The following is a 20,835-nucleotide window of genomic DNA, read 5'->3' as shown; positions in this document are numbered from 1 at the left end:
GAAAGAAATGAAAAAGAAGATTTTAATCGTTGAGGATGACCAAAGTATTGCTGAGTTGCAAAAGGATTATCTTGAGGTTGCTGGATTTGAAGTTAATGTTTATAACAATGGGATGGATGGGTTAAAGGCCTTTCAAGATAATAAAGTTGATCTGCTTATTTTAGATATAATGCTACCCGGAATGGATGGGTTAGAAATATTACGTAATTTGAAAGATGATAAAGATGTCCCCGTTCTTTTAGTCTCTGCAAAAAAAGAAGAAATCGACAAGATTAAAGGTTTAAGCTTAGGGGCAGATGATTATATAACAAAACCATTTAGCCCCGGCGAATTAGTGGCGAGAGTAAAAGCTCATTTGGAAAACTATGAAAGATTGAAGCTTAGATTTAGTGAAGGGGCAAGAAAAACCAATGCCTTGTCAATTCGTGGCCTTAAAATTGATATAGACTCTCATAGAGTTTTCGTGATGGGTAAGGAAGTAAATCTAGCCCAGAAAGAATATGCCTTATTATTGTATATGGCCCAAAATCCAAACAGAGTATTTGGGCGTGAAGAACTGTTTGAGCGAGTATGGGGATTGGATGCTTTGGGGGATTCTGCCACAGTCACTGTTCACATTGCTAGAATTCGTGAAAAGATTGAGAGCGATTTATCGAATCCACAATATATTGAAACAGTATGGGGAGCAGGGTATAGGTTTAGAGTATAAGTTGTTAAGGAGGACAAAATGGATCAACAATTGGCTGCCCGCAAAAAAGTCGTCGAGAAGGGGAAAGAAATACTTGCTGCAAATCTTACCATCGGAACTTGGGGGAATATTAGTTGTCGAATTACGGGTGAGAATTGTATAGCAATAACTCCGTCAGGAATGAGTTACAACACCCTAGAGCCTGAGGATATAGTAGTATTGGACTTGGACGGAAATATTGTGAGTGGGAATCGAAAACCTTCCGTCGAAGTACCTTTGCATTTATCAATTTATAAAGCTCGCCAGGATGTTGAGGCAATAATACATACCCACAGTGCCTACGCCACTGCCATGGCAGTGGCCAGAAAAGAAATCCCCGGAGCGGTTGAGGATTTAGTCCAAATTGCGGGTGGTAATGTACGGGTCAATAACTATGCTTTACCAGGAACAGAACAGTTAGGGATTAACACAGTGAAAGCTCTAGAAGGGCGTTATGCTGTATTGCTGGCAAATCACGGTATGCTTGGTGTTGGGCGTAATCTGGATGAAGCTCTAAAAGTCTGCCAAATTGTAGAAAAATCAGCCCAAATCGTTCTTCTTGCCCAGATGATGGGGGGAGTGGTTGAATTGCCGCAAGAGGATATCGACGGGATGAGGAAATTTTACTTGGAGGTTTATAGCCAGGGCTGAGATTGAAGATTTATCTTAGCACGGTAACAGTTTGAAGACGAGCACCCTTTTAGAGTATAATCAGTAGGACAACACATATTTGCTTTAACAGCATATAATAAATCTCAATAGATTGTATTACGTTGACGTTGCGGTGGTCAGTTTAAAGATTGAATTCTGATCCCAAATCAAAATATTGAGCATTACGAAAGAAGGTTTTTACAAATGGATGTCAAATTTACAATTCGAGATTTATCCTTAGCTTCAGAAGGAAGACGCAAAATTGATTGGGTTATCCCTCGAATGCAAGTTCTTAATAAAGTTCGTGAGGAGTTCGAGAAGGAACAGCCTTTTGCCGGTAAAAAAGTAGTTATCTGCCTGCATTTGGAAGCTAAGACCGCTTATTTGGCTCAAGTTATCAAAGCTGGGGGAGCCGAGGTAACTGTAGTTGCCAGTAATCCTCTTTCAACTCAAGATGATGTAGTAGCCGCTCTTGTTGCGAGTGGAATCGGAGCTCATGCCTGGTATAATGCTTCAGATGAGGAGTATAATGCTCATCTACAACTAGCCCTTGATACTGAACCAGATTTTATTATTGATGACGGAGGAGATTTAGTCTCTACAATTCATACCACTCGTCCTGAGCTCCTTAAGAATGTTAAAGGCGGAGCTGAGGAAACTACGACAGGTGTGTTGCGCTTGCATTCAATGGCCCGTGATGGTGTTCTAAAGTTTCCGATGATAGCTGTGAATGACGCTCAATGTAAGTTTTTGTTTGATAATAGATATGGTACCGGTCAATCTGTGTGGGATGGAATCATGAGAACGACTAATTTGGTTGTTGCCGGTAAGACTGCAGTAGTTGCTGGTTACGGTTGGTGTGGAAAAGGCGTGGCTCTGCGGGCCAAAGGATTAGGAGCGAAGGTGATCATCTGCGAAATTAATCCTATCAAAGCTAATGAGGCTCTGATGGATGGCTTCGATGTGATGCCCATGGCTGAAGCAGCAAAGTATGGAGATTTCTTCATCACTGTTACAGGCAATATGAATGTGATTAATAAGGAGCACTTTCATTTAATGAAATCCGGTGCAATTATGTGCAATGCCGGACATTTTGATGTAGAAGTAAACGTTGCTCAACTGAAAGAAATCGCTGTTTCAGAAAGGGCAGCAAGAACGAACATTACAGAGTATGCTCTTCCTAATGGTCATCTATTGTATGTTTTAGCTGAGGGCCGCTTGGTTAATCTGGCTGCCGGGGATGGTCATCCTGCCGAAGTAATGGATATGACCTTTGCCTTACAGGCACTATCGCTAGAATATGTTGCTTTAAATTATGATAAATTATCTCCTCAAGTCTATCAGGTCAATACAGAAATCGATGAGCGAGTAGCAATGATAAAACTACAGTCCCTTGGTTTATCAATAGATAAATTGACTAAGGAACAGGAAGCTTATCTAGGGTCTTGGAGTGCTGAAGCATAATATTACTTCTCCAATTTGTTTTCTTTGAGATATTAAAACTTAATTGTTGTAATTAAAAAGGCGCATGATCAGTGGTTTTGATCATGCGCCTTTTGCTATTGTAAAAATTAACGCATTGCTCATATGCTTAATTTCCTTATTATCACCAAAATTTCGTGCTATCCATAAGAAAATGTGATGGAATCCATAAAGGAATTTCGAATTTAACACCGAAGTTAAAAAAATCACAAGCACCAAACTTAAAGCCGGCTGCTCTGAGGTAACCAGTAAAAGGAGGAATAACTTTGAATTGGATTCTTAATAGAAAAACAGCATTTAAAATTGGAATCATTATATCCATAATGGTAGTTTCCCTAGGTGGAGTAGGCTATATCGGTTATTTCTATTTTCAAAAAGCGAGTACCTCCCTTAATAGTTTATATGACAACGAGTTAATACCAATACGGGATATTAATCAAGCACGATCAGATAGTAATGCACTTAAATCAGCAGTTTTGGCAATAACCTCTTATACACTCGACAAGGCAACTTATCAGCAACAATTAGATCAAATAACTGTGCGTGAAAACTCAATTGAGAAATTCCTTATAAGTTATACACCCTTAGCATCAACGAGTTATGAACTGGAAAGATTATCAAAGGCCAATGAGCAGTTCAAAATTTTGAAGCAAGTTATTGAAACAACCTTGGATTATGAACAAAAGGGCAAAAGGAATGAAGCAATGGAATACTACTACAAAATGGGTTTTTCAGCGCAAGAAGATTTTCAGACTCTGTTGCGCGAAATCGGAAATTATAATATCGAAGAAGCAAAATCAGAAGTTACTAACGATAACAGGATGATTAATAGTGCTCAGTCGATGCTAATTCTTTTGCCGGCATTGGCAACACTGCTTGCAGTATTAATCGGGATTTTAATCACGAGAATGATAGTACAGCCATTGAAAAGAATTTCAGAGAGTGTTGAAAAGGTCGCTCAAGGAAACTTAAATGTTGAACTTAATATTTCAACAGAGGATGAAGTAGGAATACTCGCAAGGTCCTTTGATATTATGACTGCTAATTTGAGGGGGTTGGTAACTCAAATATCTGACTCTGCAGAGCAGCTTACGGCGGCATCTCAGGAAATTGTCGCTACAATGGATCAAAATACTCAAGTTTCAAATCAAATAAGCCGGGCAATTTCTGAAGTGGCAAATGGCTCAGAACAGCAAGTCAAGGCACTGTCTGATACATCTGGGACGATTGAAGAACTTTCGGCTAGTATTGAAGAAGTTGCTTCGAGTGGTAATATAGTTGCCAATACTGCGAACAAGACAGTTCAGATTGCCCAAGCAGGTAATCAAACGATTGCTCATGCTGTAGAACAAATGAGCATAGTTGGTAGTTCAACTGAGCTTGTTCAGAATGCAATTCAGAAATTAGAGTCTGGTTTTGATAATATCACAGAATTCATTGATATTATTGCTAATATCTCATCGCAGACAAACCTACTAGCTTTGAACGCGGCTATCGAAGCTGCCCGAGCAGGAGAGAATGGGCGAGGTTTTGCAGTTGTAGCAGAGGAAGTGCGAAAGCTTGCAGAACTATCAAGAGATTCAGCAGTTAATATTGTTTCAACGGTTAAAGAAAATAAAGAAAATATTAAGGACGCTAGCTTAGCAATGGAAAGCGCTGTACGCAGTGTTGCAGATGGTGTGGAAGTAGTTAATACTGCAGGCAAAGCCTTTGGGAATATTGTAGGGTTGATCAATGAAGTCTCCGATCAAGTAAACCAAATAGCAGCAGTGGTACAACAAATGGCAAGTGGAAGTCAATATATCGTTTCATCTGTTTTATCAATTGATGAATTAAATAAGGAAACATCTAATCAAACTTTAAGTGTAAGTGCAGCTATTCAGGAACAGACTGCAGCCATGGATCAAATCACGGACAACAGTAAGAGCTTAGCGAATTTAGCTGAAGAGCTTCGATACGCTGTTGAAAAGTTTCGTATTTAGCAATGGGAAACTAATGCAGTAAAAAAGGACACCATGTCGGTGTTCTTTTTTTGTTAATTAAACTTTAACTATAATAAACGAACAATAATAGTAGAATGCCTTAAGAGGGTAGTTCCAATTGACCCTTATAGACCTAATCTGTGGTAAGATATAATAAGCTCAATTCCCTGGACATAGGTTCATTGATAAAGAGAGGATCGAGATGATTAGAAAACTTATTATTGCAGAAAAGCCTTCCCAAGCTCGTGAATATGCTGCCGCCTTAGGCGTAAAAAAGCGAGGCGATGGGTACTTAGAGAATGAAAGCTATGTGATAACCTGGTGCTATGGCCACCTATTAGAGCTAGAGCGTCCGGAAGCTTATATGGATTTAGATAGAGTCGGGAAACGTTGGAGTTTAAAGAGATTGCCAGTATTACCTAACCTTAGGGATTTTCGGCGGGTTGTTAAATCCGGGGCAGAAAAGCAATTTAAAGTAATTCAACAATGGTTAAAGTCTGCGGACATTGGTGAGGTTATTTGTGGAACTGACGCCGATCGGGAAGGACAGTTGCTTTTTCAGGAGGTCTGGGATGCCTCAAAGTGCAACAAGCCTTTGTCTCGGCTCTGGATTTCCTCTTTGACCAACGCAGCAATTTTAGAGGGTTTAAAATCTCTCCGCCCAGGTGAGTCAATGGCAGGATTAGCTGCAGCCGGGAATGGACGGGCCTACGCAGATTGGGATTTCGGAATGAATTTGACAGAAGGATTTAGCTCCTTATTTGGTAGCTTCGATGCAGAACGCAAAAAACCCAATGTTATTTCAATAGGTCGAGTACAGACACCGACCTTAGCCTTAATCGTAGAGCGGGAGTGGGAAATCGAACAATTTGTTACTCAGCAATTCTTTGAGGTCAAGGCAGAGTTCACAACTTTGCAAGGGGGATATCCAGGTAAGTGGTTTGACCTAAGAGATGACTCAAAGCGGATAACAGATCCTCAGGTTGCAGAGACTATTGTTGCCAAAACCCTAGGTAAGCAAGGGAAAATCCTTAAAATTGAGCAGAAAGATATACAGGAGCCGGCCCCCCTGCTATTTGATTTGACCTCATTATCAATTGCAGCTTCTAAAAAATACGGGTATAGTGCCGAGAAAGTACTGCAGTTAGCTCAGTCACTCTATGAAAAAAAGGCTATAACTTATCCGCGTACGGATTGTGCTTATTTATCCCCAGACATTTTACCAAAACTGCCAGATCATCTTAGAGCGACTCGCCAAGAACCTTATACGAATTTAGTTGATGAGGCAGCTCAGTTTGGATTACCTAAGGGAAAAAGAGTAATTAATACAATCACTGCCCACCATGCCATTATCCCGACAACTGAAAAAATTGCCCTAGATAGGCTCAATCGCGACGAACAGAATCTATATGACTTAATCATTCGGCGTTTTCTGGCAGTTTGGTTTCCTCCTGCTCAGTACCATCAAACTGATGTACTTACTATGGTTGAAGAGGAGGCCTTTCGCACGAAAGGAAAAGTATTGTTGAGCCTAGGGTGGAAAAAAGTATATGGTTCAGGTGAGATTAATGAAGAGAGTGAAGGAAAAAGTAAGAAAAAGCTCAAAAAAGATCAGACAGAGGATGAAAGTGTAGCCTTGCCCCCTCTGAGCAATGGAGAGGACGTACAGGCGAAACATGTTTTTATTGAAGAAAAAAGTACAAAACCACCGAAACGCTTCACTCAAGGTGATCTTCTTAAAGCTATGGAGGGTGCTGGAAAACAGATTGATGATGAAATACTTCGCCAGCAACTTAAAGGAAAAGGACTGGGTACAGTAGCAACTCGACCAGCTATTATTGAAAGCCTAATTGATCGGGGATATATCCTGCAGGATCACAAGATCTTAAGACCCTCTGAAAAAGGCATGGAATTGATTAAAGTGATTAAGGAAAAGCTACCTCAAGCACAGCTCCTTATTAGTGCGGAAATGACAGGACAAATGGAGTTTGACCTGTCAAAAGTTGAAAGAGGAGAACTCACAATTGAACATTACATGACAGAAGTAGAAGAGGCCATTGTACGAATTCTTCAAGAGCTGCGTTCCTTTGAACAAAGACATGGTAAAACCCCTTTAGCTCTTGCCCCATCCTCAAAGAACATAAAAAAAAGTAAAGGCACTTCCAAGGAAGTAAAGGAATCGGGAAAGAAAGATAAAACAATAACAGTAGAGGAGAGTCAGATAAAAGGATTGGGAAACTGTCCAAAGTGCGGCGGGGAAATAATCGAAGGTCAGAAGGGATTTGGATGTTCAAACTGGAGAGAAGGCTGCCATTTTGTTTTATGGAAAACACCTATTTGTGGTAAAGTACTGACAGTAAATCAAGTCAAAAGCTTATTGAAAAAGGGGAAAACCCCCTTGATTAAAGGCTTTAAATCTAAATCGGGGAAAACTTTCGCGGCCTACTTGATATGGGAAGATCAACTTGAGGCAAAATTAAAATTTGAGATTGAGAATTCATGAAACAAACATTTACAATGCTGCAAAAGATTAAACAGTTGTTTTCAATTCTATGGCCGATATTAGTTGCTCAAATCACTATGTTCTCCATGAATTTTTTCGACACGATTATGTCTGGACATGCAAGTACTCCAGACCTGGCTGGGGTAGCCATCGGTTCAAGTATATGGGTTCCCATAGGTGCCGGTTTTGGGGGGATTTTCGTAGCTGTTACTCCCATTGTTGCCCAATTAATTGGGGCGAAACGAGAGGAAGAAGTTTCCTTTAAAGTCGTGCAAGGAATTTATTTAGCCCTCTTTATTGCAATACTTGTTATTGGGGGAGGAGCTATTGCTTTAGACTCAATTCTTTTACTGATGGGTTTGGAAAATAGCGTACTTCGAATATCCCGAGATTACCTATTAGCACTTGCCTATGGAATCCCAGCATTGTTTACCTATCAAGTTTTACGTGCATTTATTGATGCCCTTGGGAAAACGAGAATAACAATGATGATTGCTGTCGTATCATTGCCACTTAATGTATTACTAAATTATATTCTTATTTTTGGTAAAATTGGTTTTCCTGCCTTAGGTGGTGTTGGTGCAGGCGTGGCGTCCACTCTTACCTATTATTGTATGGCTTTTATAGCATTGATCGTGATTTCGCATCATAAATTATTCTCTTCATATCAAGTGTTTAAGCATGTTTATCGAATATCGCTGAAAGAATGGAAAGGACAATTAAAGATTGGTTTACCCATAGGATTTGCAATTTTTGTAGAGACCAGTATTTTTGCAGTTGTTGCCTTACTAATGAGCACGTTCAATACTGTTACTATTGCTGCGCATCAGGTAGCTATGAATTTTGCTACTATGCTTTATATGGTACCATTGAGCATTTCTTCTGCCCTAACTATTGTGGTCGGTTTTGAAGTAGGTGCTAATAGGCTGAAGGATGCTCGGCATTATAGCTATCTGGGTATGGGTATGTCTATTGGAATGGCTTGCATTTGTGCTTCTATACTACTGCTTTTTAGCAAAGAAGTAGCAGCTTTGTATTCTAAAGAGGCTGAAGTCATTAAAATGGCACAACATTTTCTCATTTACGCTTTATTCTTCCAATTATCAGACGCAATAGCTGCACCGATTCAAGGAACTTTACGTGGATACAAAGATGTGAATGTTACCTTTCTCACGGCATGTATTTCTTATTGGGGTATTGGTTTGCCGGCAGGGTATTATATGGCCGACAACACTCCACTTGGTGCATCGGGTTATTGGATTGGACTAATACTGGGTCTGGCAGTAAGTGCAGTCAGTTTATTCGGCCGCCTTTTGGTTGTGCAGAGAAGACAGAAAGCTACAAGAGTAAACCAATAGATAAGAGAAAAGTGTATAAGTCTTGTTGACTCAAGGTTATGCTTCCTTTGAAATCCACTCCATTAAAAAGATGGTTGGGTGCTGTTATCAGCACATATTGGACAAAACTATTATGAAGATCAATAAAATTAAGTCTAATTGACTTGGAGAAAGTCAATTAGACTTAATTTTATATATAATTGAGAATAGTCAAGAAGCTAAATTGTGGATTTATCAGAGAATATCTTTTTTTTATTGAATAAGACCCTCTTTTTATTAAGTTATATAGCCTATTAACCGAGAGGATACTACTCAATTATGAATTATTTCGCATAGGGATATTTATTTTATTGATAGTTGGCAGCAAATTTGCAAACAAATGTCTTATAGAGATTGACAGTTATTTTGTGAAGGAGGTTAGAAGAGGTATAGATCCTGATCTAATATTCAAAGACCAGCTAATGAATGTCAAGAGTTTTTTGATTAAATTCGGATTTTCTAGGTAAGAAAAGGAGGGGATAACAAACTAAGCCATTAAAAAATTCGAAATGGAGGATAAAAAAAGTTTAACGGTATTATAACGCATTTTTCATGATAGCGGGCATCAGCATAGGATTGTTTTTCACGTGACCTGAAAATAACAAGAAGGTAATAACCAAGGATTTTGCTTTTGTAACACATACTAGATAGACACGTGGATTTTATCAACTGACTTATCTTCTTAAACCCGGTTCTCAGATTAAATCACAAGAAAGGGTGAATAACTTGTCACAAGAGAAGTCTAAAGGGATATATGCTCGTATAAATCCTGTTGTTTTCTGGGGCAGTGCTATTCTATGTGTTTTGTTATATGCCCCAATGCTTATTTATGGTACAGAGCTGCAACCCTATGTTGCAACCATATTAAAAGCTATAACCTATAGAATGGACTGGTTATGGTTATTATTTGCTTTGGGCTGTGTAATATTTTCATTTTGGCTGGCTTTCGGCAGATATGGCAATGTAAAATTGGGCGGAACAGATGATAAACCTGAATTCTCAGACTTCAGCTGGTTTTCGATGATGTTCACCGGCGGTGTTGGAGCAGGTTTAGTTTATTGGTCCATGGCCGAGCCTCTGTATTATCTAAAGTTTCCTCCTTACTGGAATGAGGCATTTTCAGGGCAAGCTGCGCAATTCGCTATTGCCTATGGAATGTTTCACTGGGGGCTTTCGGCCTGGGCTATCTTTGTTCCAGGGGCCATCGCCTTTGCCTACATGCTTTACGTTAGAAAAAAACCCTACTTCTCTCCAAGCTATGCTTGCCGGGGAGTATTGGGTAACCGGGTAGACGGATGGCTTGGCAGAGCGATCGATATCTTTGTTGTGCTTGGACTGGTCGGAGGATTAGGAACAACCTTAGGAACGTGTGTACCTATGATGTCGGCTGTTGCAGCCGGTTATCTGGGTATTCCGGATACTATGACGGTAAAAGTCGTGACCACACTGGTGATTGCGGCAACATTTACCTATAGTGCTGTCTCCGGTATCAATAGCGGAATTAAAAAATTGTCGGAATTAAATAGTTGGTTATGTATGGGATTATTAGCGTTTGTTGCGCTCGTTGGCCCCACCTTGTTTTTGTTATCCTTTTATGTTGACAGCCTAGGGGTTTTGGCTACTAACTTTTTACGGATGAGTTTATATACAGATCCGATTACCAAATCCGGTTTCCCCCAAGACTGGACAGTATTTTACTGGGCTTGGTGGGCTGCTTGGGCTATGTATTTCGGCTTATTTGTTGCCAGGATCTCCAAGGGGAGAACCATCAAAAACGTGGTTATAAATATGATGGTTGTAACATCCATCGGCTGTTCACTGTTCTTCTTAGTGTTCGGCGGCTATGCCGTAGATCTTCAGCTTAATCAAGGGGTGGCACTGGATATGATTATGAAAGATGCCGGTGCCGGGGCAATGATTTCCTATGTTTTGCATACCTTACCCCTTGCTGTAATAGTGATCCCTTATTTCTTATTTGTCATGCTTATTTTCCAAGCTACTACCATTGATACCAATGCCTATATTATTTCCAGTATTTCTTGCAAAGAGGTTAAGAATGATCAGGAATCTCCCCGCTGGACAAGACTTTTCTGGTGTTCACTCCTGGCTGTGATCGGGATAGCTATCATGGAGGTGGGCGGATTACCGGTGGTTCAGCTTTCATCGGTTGCTACCGGCGTACCCATTATATTTATTATCATCATGTTATCGCTGTCCCTACTCAAGTGGCTCAAGGAGGATTTCGGCGGAGAAGATAAAGTGCAAGTTGTCGATTATCCGGAAGAAGACTAATCATAACAGGGCTGTCGCGGTAAGCCCAGCTCGGAAAATAGCAAAAGGCGGCTTCAGCCAGAAGCCGCCTTTTGCCGTTAAATATATAATGAAGTTGACTGAGGGTAAAGGGTAAAATTATCCCAAAGAGGATGGCTGATCACGGCCATCCTCTTTGGGATTGCTCTTTCTACAAATCAGATACCTCTTATGTATTAGTTGCCATTTGAAATAGTTGCGGAAGTTTCACACATGGATTTCAGGGCTTCCACAAATTCCTTTTCAACGAGAGAGACTGCATGGCGTGTTGATCTTATGAGACCGACAGTAATGCCTAAACTAACGTCACTGATAGGTATCGGGAGTATCTCTCCTGACTGCAGATAAATATCATCGACAGACATGAATTTGGGGAAGAAGGAGATGGCGATTCCCTGGGAAACGACTCTTTTAATCAATTCAAAATTACAAAATCGAAAAATGACATTAGGTTCACCGTGTTTTTTAAGAATGCTTGTAATACCACCATTATTCTTGGTAAATTCGTCATTATAAGCAACAAAGGGATATCCAAGTGCTTCCTTTAGAGAAACCGAATCCTGTTGAGCGAGAGGAGAGTCTTTGGCAGCATAAATTAAAAATTTATCTTTAAATAATTCTTCACAACAAATGTCTTTGCCCGTTATTTCTTCAGTTAGTAATACAATCCCAATGTCGTTTTTGCCGGATTGAATATTCTGCAGGATGTTAATCGATTCAGCAACTGTTAAGGAAATATTAATACCAGGATGCTTTTCCTTCAAGTAATATAGAACATTAGGAATAATTTTATCTCCCATACTGGGTATAATCCCAACGGATAGGTCGCCTGTTAATGCTGAGGTGTTGGAAATCTGTTTGATTTCTTCGATGGTATCAAGAATATGGCGAGCTTTTTCAATGACAATTTCTCCGATTGAAGTCGGATAAGCCCCCTGAGGAGTTCGTCTGAAAAGTTGTGTTCCGAGCTCATCTTCAAGTTTACTGATTGATGAACTTACAGCCGGTTGGGTAATAAAGGCATGCTCAGCTGCCAATGAAATTGAGTTGTATTTAGCGACTTCGATTAAAAGAAATAATTGTTCTAATCTCATAATCCTAATTACCTCCGCTGCGTAAGAGCTCGGTTTCTACTTATGAAACTAAATATCAATAATTAGCCGGCAAATTATTTCGTATCTAACGTCTACTTAAGAGTAGAACGTTGTTTATGGTTGCGTACGATACGTGTTACTTTGCTTTGGCTGATATTTAAGGTGTTTGCAACTTTGTATGAACTCCCCAGCATATTATACAATCTGATTATGATAGCCTCTTCATCACTGGTTTTTTTGAGATTTTTCCAGTTGGACAGTTCATCTTCCAAAATGTTTGAGTGAGCATGAGCAGATGGTATTTTAAACATTTTACTGGGTAGATGTTCGGGTAGAATATATCCTTCGGGAACCGTAACTACTAATCGTTCGGCCAAATGCTCCATCTCCCTAATATTTCCGGGCCAGGTATAACTTTTAAGCACAGCAAGACTTTGTTTATCAAACTTGTGAGTGTATTTATACATTAAGTCATATTTATTCAAAAAAAACTCTAATAACGGAATAATATCATTGGTTCTTTCTCTCAAAGGGGGAGTATCAATTTCGATGACGCTTAACCTATAGTACAGGTCCTCGCGAAATTTTCCTTCATCGATTAATTGAACAAGGTTTCTATTGGTCGCTGCAACAATCCTTACATCAATTTTCTTATGCTCTTTGCCGCCAACGGGAATAAATCTGCGCTCTTGAATAAGTTCTAATAATTTTGCTTGAATTCCCAAAGGTATTTCACCGATCTCATCCAGAAACAAAGTGCCACCATGGGCTAGTTCAACCAATCCTACTTTCCCGAACTTATCTGCACCTGTAAAAGCACCGCGACAATATCCGAAGAGCTCTGACTCCAAGAGGTGCTCTGGGATAGTGGCTCCATTAATACAGATGAAAGGGCCATCTTTACGCTCGCTCATTTTATGAATATCCATGGCCAGTACATTTTTTCCGGTACCGGATTCCCCTAAGATAAGAACTGTAGAATTTACTAAGGCAACCCTCTTAACTATTTCCAGGCATAACTTCATTTTTTCATCTCGAAAGGAGTATCCCTTAAAGTAGCTGACTTGTTGACTTAATTCATCGACTTTGCTTTTGTAATGTTTAACAAGTTTTTTCGTTTTATCTAAATCTTGTTTTAACTCTTCAAGTTGTGTAATATCACGGCTATTCATAACGATGAAATCAACTTCGCCATCCTTGTTAATCACAGGGGTGGCAGTGACAACAAGTTTAATTCCAGTTTTAGTTTGTTGCTCAACGGTTACGGTTTGCTTGTTTTGAAAAACTATGGGAGCCAAGGCTGGTGAATAATAACCTTCACTCAATAAATAGCTAACATTCTTTCCGATTATCTCAGAAGGATCTAAGCCATAATGCTTCTTACATACTTTATTGACATAGGTTACAATTCCCTTGCTATTAACGACAAAGATCTCATCAAACGAATTGTCCAGAATCATTTTAAAATCATCTCTGTTCAAACTTTGTTCGTTTATATCTAGCAATTTCGACAACTCCCTTTTTGCAATGTTTACAGCAAAATTGATTGAGTATCAGTAAAAATTGATATATATTTATAATCTAATGTCGTACAAGAGAGTTTGTTTTGAAAATATTAAATTAACTATTTATTTTATTCGGTAAGACAAAGATAAAATCCTGCATCGTTGGAATATTTGAGTCAACATGACTTAAATATTCTATATTTTATGTCGAGGATGGAGTGACCCCATACTTTGTCGCTTTTTTAAGCGCTTAATAAGGGGTCTAAATCATTGTAGAAGTAACTGATCCTTGCTTTTTTTGTTGTCGATAACATATTTAACTTAATACTTAGAACGGCATGAAAATTGCATTATATTTTGACATATTGATGAAATCCAACTGAACCAATTTTGTAGAAGGCTCGACTACCGCTAATCCTTCAATAACCGAAGAGTGGTAGTAGTTTATCGGCCAGAAGGAGATTGTTTGGAGGTGGTGTAAGCAGGCCAAATGCTTAAACACTAAGGAAATGCCGATGTTTTAAATTTCTTGGTATTAAATTCAAGTTGAACGAATTTCTAATATCAAGTCAAATAGACTCTACCTAAGTCTATTTGACTCAGAGTATCATTAAGGATTAAAGCTAATTAGCTACCTGAAGTTTCGGGCAAGTAGGATAGGAGAGGGTGTAATAATGGCTTTAAAATCACGGCTGGAAGTCTTAACGAAGGATGATTTAGTAAGGGTTCATGAAGCCACACTGAAGATTCTTCGGGAGACCGGAGTAGTTTTTCACAATGATGAAGCTATTGAAGTCTTTAAGAAACATGGAGCAAGAGTAGAAAATAAAACAGTTTTTATTACTCGCGAACTGGTAGATCAAGCCTTGGCTACAGCTCCACGTACCTTCCGTATGCGGGCTCGTAATGATAAATACTCGGTTACCGTTGGAGAAGGTTTTTTGATACAGCCAAACGTTGGGCCGGTTTATATTCAAGACATACAAAAGGGACGTCGAGAGGCAACTCTTGAGGATTATGCTAATATCCAAAAACTCTGTCAAGCCAGCGATGTTGTTGATCTAGTAGGCACAATCCCGGTTGACCCCAGTGATGTTAAGAGCAGTGATAAGTATCTACTTATGATGTACGAAGCATTAAAAAACACTGAGAAACCCGTTATCGGATTCTGTGCTAATACCCAACAGGTTCGCCAACAATTGGATATGGTTGAGATGGCCTTGGGTAAACCCGGATTTTTATTGGAGAACCATTGTACAGCGGTACTAGTAAATTCATTAAGTCCATTAGCCTATGCTCCTGATACTCTCGAAACTATGATTGAATATGCAAAACGAAATCAAGTTATCTTACTTGCGCCGTGCATTATGGCTGGAGTAAGTGGCCCAATATCACTTTTAGGAACGGCAGTTTTGCAAAACACTGAAACCATAGCAGGACTGGTTCTGGTTCAATTAGTGAATCCGGGGACTCCGTTAGTATACGCTACCGCATCAACTTCAGGATATATGAAAGAAGCAACTTTTGCGGCAGGTTCTCCTGAGGCAATGTTAATAAATACTGCCAGCTTGCAAATGGGTTTAGATTACTATCACCTACCCGTTAGAACCATGTCGGGAATCACCCATTCAAAGACTGTTGATTGTCAAGCAGGATATGAAACCATGCAGAGCCTGCTAATGGGAATGATGAGCGGCGCCCAGATGTCAGTGCAAAGCTTGGGTGTTTTAGACGCAATTATGACCACTTCCTACGAAAAGTTTGTCATTGATGAAGAATTGATCAGAAGAGTAAGACGGATTTCTCAAGGGATCGATACCTCGGATGAAGCAATAGCTGTTGACGTTATTCAAGAGATAGGACATACGGGAACCTATTTGTCGCATATAAGTACATTTGAGAAATTCAGATCACTGTGGACGCCTACTGTTTCAGATTGGGGAAATTATAGCGATTGGAAGAACGCCGGTTCAGAAGATGTTGTTATCAAAGCAAACCGAAAGTATCAACAGATTCTGCAAAATGCACCCGAGACTTTACTCGATTCAGAGACGGACAAAGCATTATTAGAGTTTATCGAGAAGGCTAGAGCTCATTAATATTAATAATTTTTTCTAGCTGTCTAGATTTATACCCGGCATAAAAAGACGGAATTATGCAACGAAATGTAATTATAATATGATTTATTTGGGAAAGGTTACTAGTTTGTAATTGCAGAAGTATTGCATCTTAAAGGAGGATTTATAAATGAGCGATTTCGATCAATTAGCAGATTATGTGTTTAAAGGAAATGCTGCTGCAGTAAAAGAGCTTACCCAGAAGCTGGTAAATGCCGGTGGCGATCCACTGGAAATCATCTCCAAGGGTTTACTAATTGGTATGGATATTGTAACTCCAAAATTTAAAGCCGGAGAGATGTATGTTCCTGAGGTAATGATGGCGGCAAGGGCTTTATCAGAGGGGATGAATATTGTTAAGCCGTTGCTTACCGGAGAAGACATTGCAGTTAGTAAAACAATCATTATTGGAACAGTTGCCGGAGATCTACATGATATCGGTAAGAATTTAGTTGTCATGATTATGGAAAGCGGCGGTTTTAATGTAGTTGATTTAGGTGTCGATGTATCTCCGGAAAAATTTGTAGCAGCTATTAAAGAGCATAATGCAAAAATCGTTGGTTTATCTGCTCTCTTGACCACAACAATGCTAAATATGAAAGTCACAATTGACCATATCGCCAAAGAAGGATTACGAGATCAAGTTAAGATTCTTGTTGGTGGGGCTCCGGTTTCGCAAAGCTTTGCTGATGAAGTCGGGGCAGATGGTTATTGTGCAGACGCTATGGCTGCTAAAGAGATGGCTACCGCATTCTTAAACTAGTTTTCCGGGAAAAGATATCAGACATATTAAATGTTGCAGAAGTTATGGAGGTGGAAGAATTGAGAAGTGAAGTTCAAGCAGGAGTCTCAAAATTTGAGGGTTTCGGACTTAATATTTTTTCTGACAACGAACTTTATGATATCCACAGTGGAACCCTTGAAGTACTGGAGAAAACAGGGATTAAGGTTGAGTCTAAAGAAGCCTTGGAAATTTTCGCAGCTGGAGGAGCTAGCGTAAATTTCGAAACGCGAGTCGTGAAAATTCCTCCTCATATTGTAGAGGATGCTATTCGCTCAGCTCCTAATACAATTCTTTTGGCAGGTAGAAATCCTAAACATGATATTATACTGGGTGGCAAAAGAGTTCACTTTATTAATTTTGGCGAAGGGGTCTCAATCATCGACCCGTATACCAAAGAGTATCGGAAGACTACTAAGCAAGATGTAGCCAATATTTCGCGCTTCTGTGATGCAATGAGTGAAATGGATGCAGTTTTGCGTCCGGTGGCTCCTCAGGATGTACCGGCAGTGGCAGCTGTCGTTCATAATGCCGAGGTTATTTTCAATAATACGTCTAAGCATGTATTTATCGGTACTGAAGGTGGCAAAAACTTTAAAAAAGTTCTGAAGATGGCTGCTGCCATAGTCGGTGGAGAAGAAAAGCTGCGGGAAAGACCAATCTTCTCTTGTAATGTTTGCCCAACAAGCCCGTTACAATTAGTAGGCCATTGTACTGAAGTAATTATTGAAGGTGCCCGCGCCGGCATAGCTGTAAACGTACTATCAATGGCTATGGCTGGAGCTACCTCCCCAATTACGTTAGCAGGGAGTCTTGTAACACACAATGCTGAAGTTTTAAGTGGCATCGTCTTAAGCCAGCTAACCCGCAAGGGAGCACCGGTTATCTATGGTAGTTCAACCACAATCATGGATTTGCGTTTTGCTACGGCACCGGTTGGATCTCCGGAACTCGGAATGATCAATGCAGGTGTTGCGAAACTTGCCCAATTTTACTTACTGCCGAGCTGGGTAGCCGGTGGCTAGGTAGACAGCAAACTCCCGGATGCCCAGGCATCTCATGAGTTCACAATTACCGCTATGCTGACAGCGTTGGCAGGGTCCAACCTAATCTATGGCGCAGGTATGTTGGAACTCGGCATCACCTATGACTATGCACAAATGGTCATGGATAATGAGATGGCTAGGATGATTAAAAAGGCTGTTTGTGGGATAAGTGTGTCTGATGAAACTCTGGCAATAGATGTTATTAAAGAGGTAGGTACCGCTGGTAACTTTATTGGTCAAGAGCATACCTTCAAACACATGCGTTCTCAATCTAAAAGTAATGTTATTGACCGCCGTATGAGAGATGTCTGGCTGGCTGATGGGGGTAAGGATTTTTCGGAAAGAGCTTATGATGTGGCTAGATCCATACTCGAAGACTATAAGCCGGAGCATCTTCCGGAAAGTGTTCAAGCAGAATTACGCGCTATAGTGGAAGAAACTGAAAAAGAGTATGGTGTCAATAGTTAAGTTACGACCAAATAACTAAATATCAATGATAGTAATGAGGAGAACGAGCAAACAACTTTAGTTCTTCTCGTTACTAAATAAAGTTATTTAAAGAATTCCAACCCGCTTGGTAATACTTAAGCCACTATCAAGAGCGTGTCTTGGATGGTAGGCCTGAAAGTGATTGAGCTCGAAATGAGTAAACCGGGAAGGTCGACAGTTTCGAAACTCTTTGAGGAGTTGTGATTTAGATAATGAAAAGAGAAGCATTAACCCAGAAATTATTGGTATTAGGGGTCGACGGGATGGATCCCAAAGTAACCCGGAAGTTCTTGGCCGAAGGAATAATGCCAAACTTGCAAAAATTTATTGATAAGGGCTCAGCAAGAGAAGACTTATCCCACTTAGGTGCCCTGCCAACAATTACACCTGCCTGCTGGACGACCTTAGCAACCGGTGCTTATCCTGGAACGCATGGTATTACCTGCTTTTGGCGACAGTCACCAAAGAGCTTGGACGCTGTTGTCTATAATATGGATTCCAGAAATTGTGAAGCTGAGCAGTTATGGAATGTAACGACTGAAGCCGGCCTCAAAACCTTAGTATGGCATTGGCCCGGTTCCGCTTGGCCTCCGACCAGTGACAACCCCAATTTACACGTTGTTGATGGAACACAGCCGGGTTCTGTTAATATGGGTGTGGCACAACTTGATTGGGAAAAAATTATCGCTGCTAATGAGGAAATTACAGAATTAATATATGCTCCCAAACTTGAACGTCCTGCCGGTACCGGCTGCATGATTTCCGATCTGAGTGCTATTACTGAAGAAGAAGAAGAACCAGCTACCGATATGATGGAATTATGGTATGGTGAAGCTGCCATGACAGGCAGTGAAATCCGCGAATATATCATGGGACCAGAAAATATGGAAATGGTCATTGAATCTATTCCTCATTATGATGTAGTCAATTCACCGCTGAAAAATGCAGAAGGATGGGCAGCTGCACCGGCAGATGCCAAAGAATTTACTATTTTAACCTCTGATGGTATTGTAAGACGACCCACCCTGATTTTAAAAAATTCTGATGGCATCTATGACCGCATAGCAATTTATAAAAATAAGAAGGCAGAGAAACCAATCGTAGTATTAGAACTCGGGAAAATGGTTTCCGGTATTGTAGATGACATTAATAAAGAGGGTGTATTAAAACCAGCCTGTCGTTCAATGAAACTCCTGGAACTTTCGACCGATGGTACAGCGGTGAAACTGTGGATCAGTAATGCCTTGGATATTGCCCAGGATAAATTATGGCATCCAAAAGAATTGTTAAAAGATGTCGTAGAAAATGTTGGACCGGTTCAGCCTGTTAGCTTGGTTGGGGGAGAAGACGCTTACTTGGTTGAGAAGGTTTATGAACCTGCCTGGGATTCGTATAGTCAATGGCAAGCAAAGGCTTTAAATCATTTAATTAAAACCCGGGATTACCAGGTAGTGTTCACTCATTTGCATAATGTTGACTGTGCAGGTCATATGTTTTGGCACTTAGCGAAAAATCTAGAGCGCTGGAGTTATACTGACCCTGAAGTTAATCAGAACTTTATCCGAAAGTTTTACATTCAGACAGATAAATATTTAGGTGAATTCTTACATCTGTTAGATGAAGGTTGGACAATCATGATTCTAGCTGACCATGGTTTACTGGTCGGGGAAGAATTCCCACCACAAATTGGTGAATATGGCGGCATGAATGTACAGGTAATGGAGGAACTCGGTTATACCGTAATGAAAAAGGGCGAAAACGGTAAAACATTGAAAGAAGTAGATTGGGAAAAGACAACAGCGGTTCAGACTCGAAGTAACTATATATATATCAACTTAAAGGGTCGTGATGCCCATGGCATTGTTGACCCGGCGGACAAATATGAGTTGGAAAGAAAAATTATGTCTGATCTGTACTCTTATAGATATAAAGGACAGCGTGTTATCGGGCTGGCAATGCGGAATAAAGACGCTGTCGTATTAGGAACAAACGGTCCGCAGTGTGGTGATATCTTCTTTACTGTCGATGAGGGATTTAGCCGTTTACATGGTGATGGGTTATCCACTGTAGAAGGTGCTTTCGATACTTCTGTTGCCCCAATTTTCCTAGCAGCAGGGAACGGAATTAAAGAAAACTTTAAAACAGTTCGAACCATTAGACAAGTTGATATTGCACCGACTATTGCAACATTAGTAGGTGTTAGAATGCCTGCCCACTGCGAAGGGGCACCAATCTATCAGATTTTAACCGAAGAATTCTAATATAAATAAAACGCAAGTTTATACTTTCTGATTGTATAAAAAGGCAGGCTGATTCACATAAACTTAATTCGTGGAATAGCCTGCCTTACTCTGTTTATTTCATAAATGAAAATTCTTTGAAGACTACTTTGAGAGATTGGACAAAAAGCTATTTAAAGGAGTGGAAAATATGCCCTTAGAACAATTAAATGCCAAGAGTTTTGAAGAAATTATCTATGATAATGAGGAACCCTGTCTTGTTATTTTCTCCAGAAAAGACTGTCACGTTTGTAAAAATGTCGTTCCTGTTTTGGAGGAGCTTCAACCGCAATACCAAGACAGGGTTGGATTCTATTACGTGGATGTAGAAGAGGATAAAAACTTGTTCCAAAGATTCTCCTTAAAAGGAGTTCCTCAGATTCTTTTCTTTAAGGGCGGCGAATATCAAGCAAAACTAGCAGGTGCTGTTGACGAAGACAAAGTCATCGATAAAATTGCGGAAGTACTGGAATCGTAATCCCTAAAACATTCT

The 20,835-nt window shown here is 40.0% G+C and carries 13 protein-coding genes and 1 pseudogene; 12 read left to right on the top strand and 2 right to left on the bottom strand.

The window, feature by feature from the left end:
• The first annotated feature begins 7 nt into the window (after positions 1-7).
• The 7 genes from BLS16_RS14755 to BLS16_RS14725 all read left to right on the top strand — a co-directional run bounded on the left by BLS16_RS14755 (position 8) and on the right by BLS16_RS14725 (position 11,013).
• Positions 8-709, top strand: coding sequence for a response regulator transcription factor (locus tag BLS16_RS14755; RefSeq protein ID WP_092334453.1), 702 nt, complete (start codon positions 8-10; stop codon positions 707-709).
• Positions 710-727: 18 nt separating this feature from the next.
• Positions 728-1,378, top strand: a complete 651-nt coding sequence (locus BLS16_RS14750; protein WP_092334451.1) for a class II aldolase/adducin family protein — start codon at positions 728-730, stop codon at positions 1,376-1,378.
• 204 nt (positions 1,379-1,582) lie between these two features.
• Positions 1,583-2,842, top strand: a complete 1,260-nt coding sequence (locus tag BLS16_RS14745) for an adenosylhomocysteinase (protein WP_092334449.1) — start codon at positions 1,583-1,585, stop codon at positions 2,840-2,842.
• 284 nt (positions 2,843-3,126) lie between these two features.
• Positions 3,127-4,842 carry a methyl-accepting chemotaxis protein gene (locus BLS16_RS14740; protein ID WP_092334447.1) on the top strand — a complete coding sequence of 572 codons (1,716 nt, stop codon included), beginning with the start codon at positions 3,127-3,129 and terminating at the stop codon, positions 4,840-4,842.
• A gap of 202 nt (positions 4,843-5,044) precedes the next feature.
• A complete protein-coding gene (locus BLS16_RS14735) occupies positions 5,045-7,345 on the top strand; it encodes a type IA DNA topoisomerase (RefSeq protein ID WP_092334445.1) in 2,301 nt (766 codons plus the stop codon).
• Positions 7,342-8,703, top strand: a complete 1,362-nt coding sequence (locus BLS16_RS14730) for an MATE family efflux transporter (protein ID WP_092334443.1) — start codon at positions 7,342-7,344, stop codon at positions 8,701-8,703. The genes BLS16_RS14735 and BLS16_RS14730 overlap by 4 nt, the downstream gene beginning before the upstream one ends.
• A gap of 744 nt (positions 8,704-9,447) precedes the next feature.
• On the top strand, positions 9,448-11,013 hold the full coding sequence (locus tag BLS16_RS14725; RefSeq protein ID WP_092334441.1) for a BCCT family transporter: 1,566 nt from the start codon (positions 9,448-9,450) through the stop codon (positions 11,011-11,013).
• Between the two features lie 194 nt (positions 11,014-11,207).
• Here the strand turns inward: BLS16_RS14725 and BLS16_RS14720 are convergent, their stop codons facing one another.
• Together BLS16_RS14720 and BLS16_RS14715 are read right to left on the bottom strand one after the other, a co-directional pair.
• On the bottom strand, positions 11,208-12,125 hold the full coding sequence (locus tag BLS16_RS14720) for a LysR family transcriptional regulator (RefSeq protein ID WP_092334439.1): 918 nt from the start codon (positions 12,123-12,125) through the stop codon (positions 11,208-11,210).
• A gap of 92 nt (positions 12,126-12,217) precedes the next feature.
• Positions 12,218-13,630: a sigma-54 interaction domain-containing protein gene (locus BLS16_RS14715; protein WP_092334437.1), complete on the bottom strand. Its 1,413-nt coding sequence runs from the start codon at positions 13,628-13,630 to the stop codon at positions 12,218-12,220.
• A gap of 674 nt (positions 13,631-14,304) precedes the next feature.
• Here BLS16_RS14715 and BLS16_RS14710 point away from each other — a divergent pair.
• From BLS16_RS14710 to BLS16_RS14685, 5 genes and pseudogenes are all read left to right on the top strand, one after another.
• The gene (locus BLS16_RS14710) at positions 14,305-15,729 is read left to right on the top strand and encodes a trimethylamine methyltransferase family protein (RefSeq protein ID WP_092334435.1); all 1,425 of its coding nucleotides are present in this window, start codon (positions 14,305-14,307) and stop codon (positions 15,727-15,729) included.
• A 148-nt stretch (positions 15,730-15,877) separates the two neighbouring features.
• The gene (locus BLS16_RS14705; protein ID WP_034598769.1) at positions 15,878-16,510 is read left to right on the top strand and encodes a corrinoid protein; all 633 of its coding nucleotides are present in this window, start codon (positions 15,878-15,880) and stop codon (positions 16,508-16,510) included.
• Between the two features lie 44 nt (positions 16,511-16,554).
• A pseudogene (mttB, locus tag BLS16_RS14700) lies at positions 16,555-18,042 on the top strand ([trimethylamine--corrinoid protein] Co-methyltransferase).
• A 233-nt stretch (positions 18,043-18,275) separates the two neighbouring features.
• The gene (locus BLS16_RS14690) at positions 18,276-20,324 is read left to right on the top strand and encodes an alkaline phosphatase family protein (RefSeq protein WP_092334429.1); all 2,049 of its coding nucleotides are present in this window, start codon (positions 18,276-18,278) and stop codon (positions 20,322-20,324) included.
• Positions 20,325-20,493: 169 nt separating this feature from the next.
• Positions 20,494-20,820, top strand: a complete 327-nt coding sequence (locus BLS16_RS14685; RefSeq protein ID WP_092334427.1) for a thioredoxin family protein — start codon at positions 20,494-20,496, stop codon at positions 20,818-20,820.
• Positions 20,821-20,835: the final 15 nt, after the last annotated feature.

Origin of the sequence: Desulfosporosinus hippei DSM 8344 (assembly GCF_900100785.1) — a bacterium.
In the GTDB taxonomy this organism is placed as follows: domain Bacteria; phylum Bacillota; class Desulfitobacteriia; order Desulfitobacteriales; family Desulfitobacteriaceae; genus Desulfosporosinus; species Desulfosporosinus hippei.
This window is presented reverse-complemented; position numbering and strand designations above follow the sequence as displayed.

What these genes read in the sequence shown, in the direction of transcription:
- BLS16_RS14755 (WP_092334453.1), top strand. Translation starts at nt 8, where the DNA reads ATGAAAAAGAAGATTTTAATCGTTGAGGATGACCAAAGTATTGCTGAG.
- BLS16_RS14750 (WP_092334451.1), top strand. Translation starts at nt 728, where the DNA reads ATGGATCAACAATTGGCTGCCCGCAAAAAAGTCGTCGAGAAGGGGAAA.
- BLS16_RS14745 (WP_092334449.1), top strand. Translation starts at nt 1,583, where the DNA reads ATGGATGTCAAATTTACAATTCGAGATTTATCCTTAGCTTCAGAAGGA.
- BLS16_RS14735 (WP_092334445.1), top strand. Translation starts at nt 5,045, where the DNA reads ATGATTAGAAAACTTATTATTGCAGAAAAGCCTTCCCAAGCTCGTGAA.
- BLS16_RS14730 (WP_092334443.1), top strand. Translation starts at nt 7,342, where the DNA reads ATGAAACAAACATTTACAATGCTGCAAAAGATTAAACAGTTGTTTTCA.
- BLS16_RS14720 (WP_092334439.1), bottom strand. Translation starts at nt 12,125, where the DNA reads ATGAGATTAGAACAATTATTTCTTTTAATCGAAGTCGCTAAATACAAC.
- BLS16_RS14710 (WP_092334435.1), top strand. Translation starts at nt 14,305, where the DNA reads ATGGCTTTAAAATCACGGCTGGAAGTCTTAACGAAGGATGATTTAGTA.
- BLS16_RS14705 (WP_034598769.1), top strand. Translation starts at nt 15,878, where the DNA reads ATGAGCGATTTCGATCAATTAGCAGATTATGTGTTTAAAGGAAATGCT.
- BLS16_RS14690 (WP_092334429.1), top strand. Translation starts at nt 18,276, where the DNA reads ATGAAAAGAGAAGCATTAACCCAGAAATTATTGGTATTAGGGGTCGAC.
- BLS16_RS14685 (WP_092334427.1), top strand. Translation starts at nt 20,494, where the DNA reads ATGCCCTTAGAACAATTAAATGCCAAGAGTTTTGAAGAAATTATCTAT.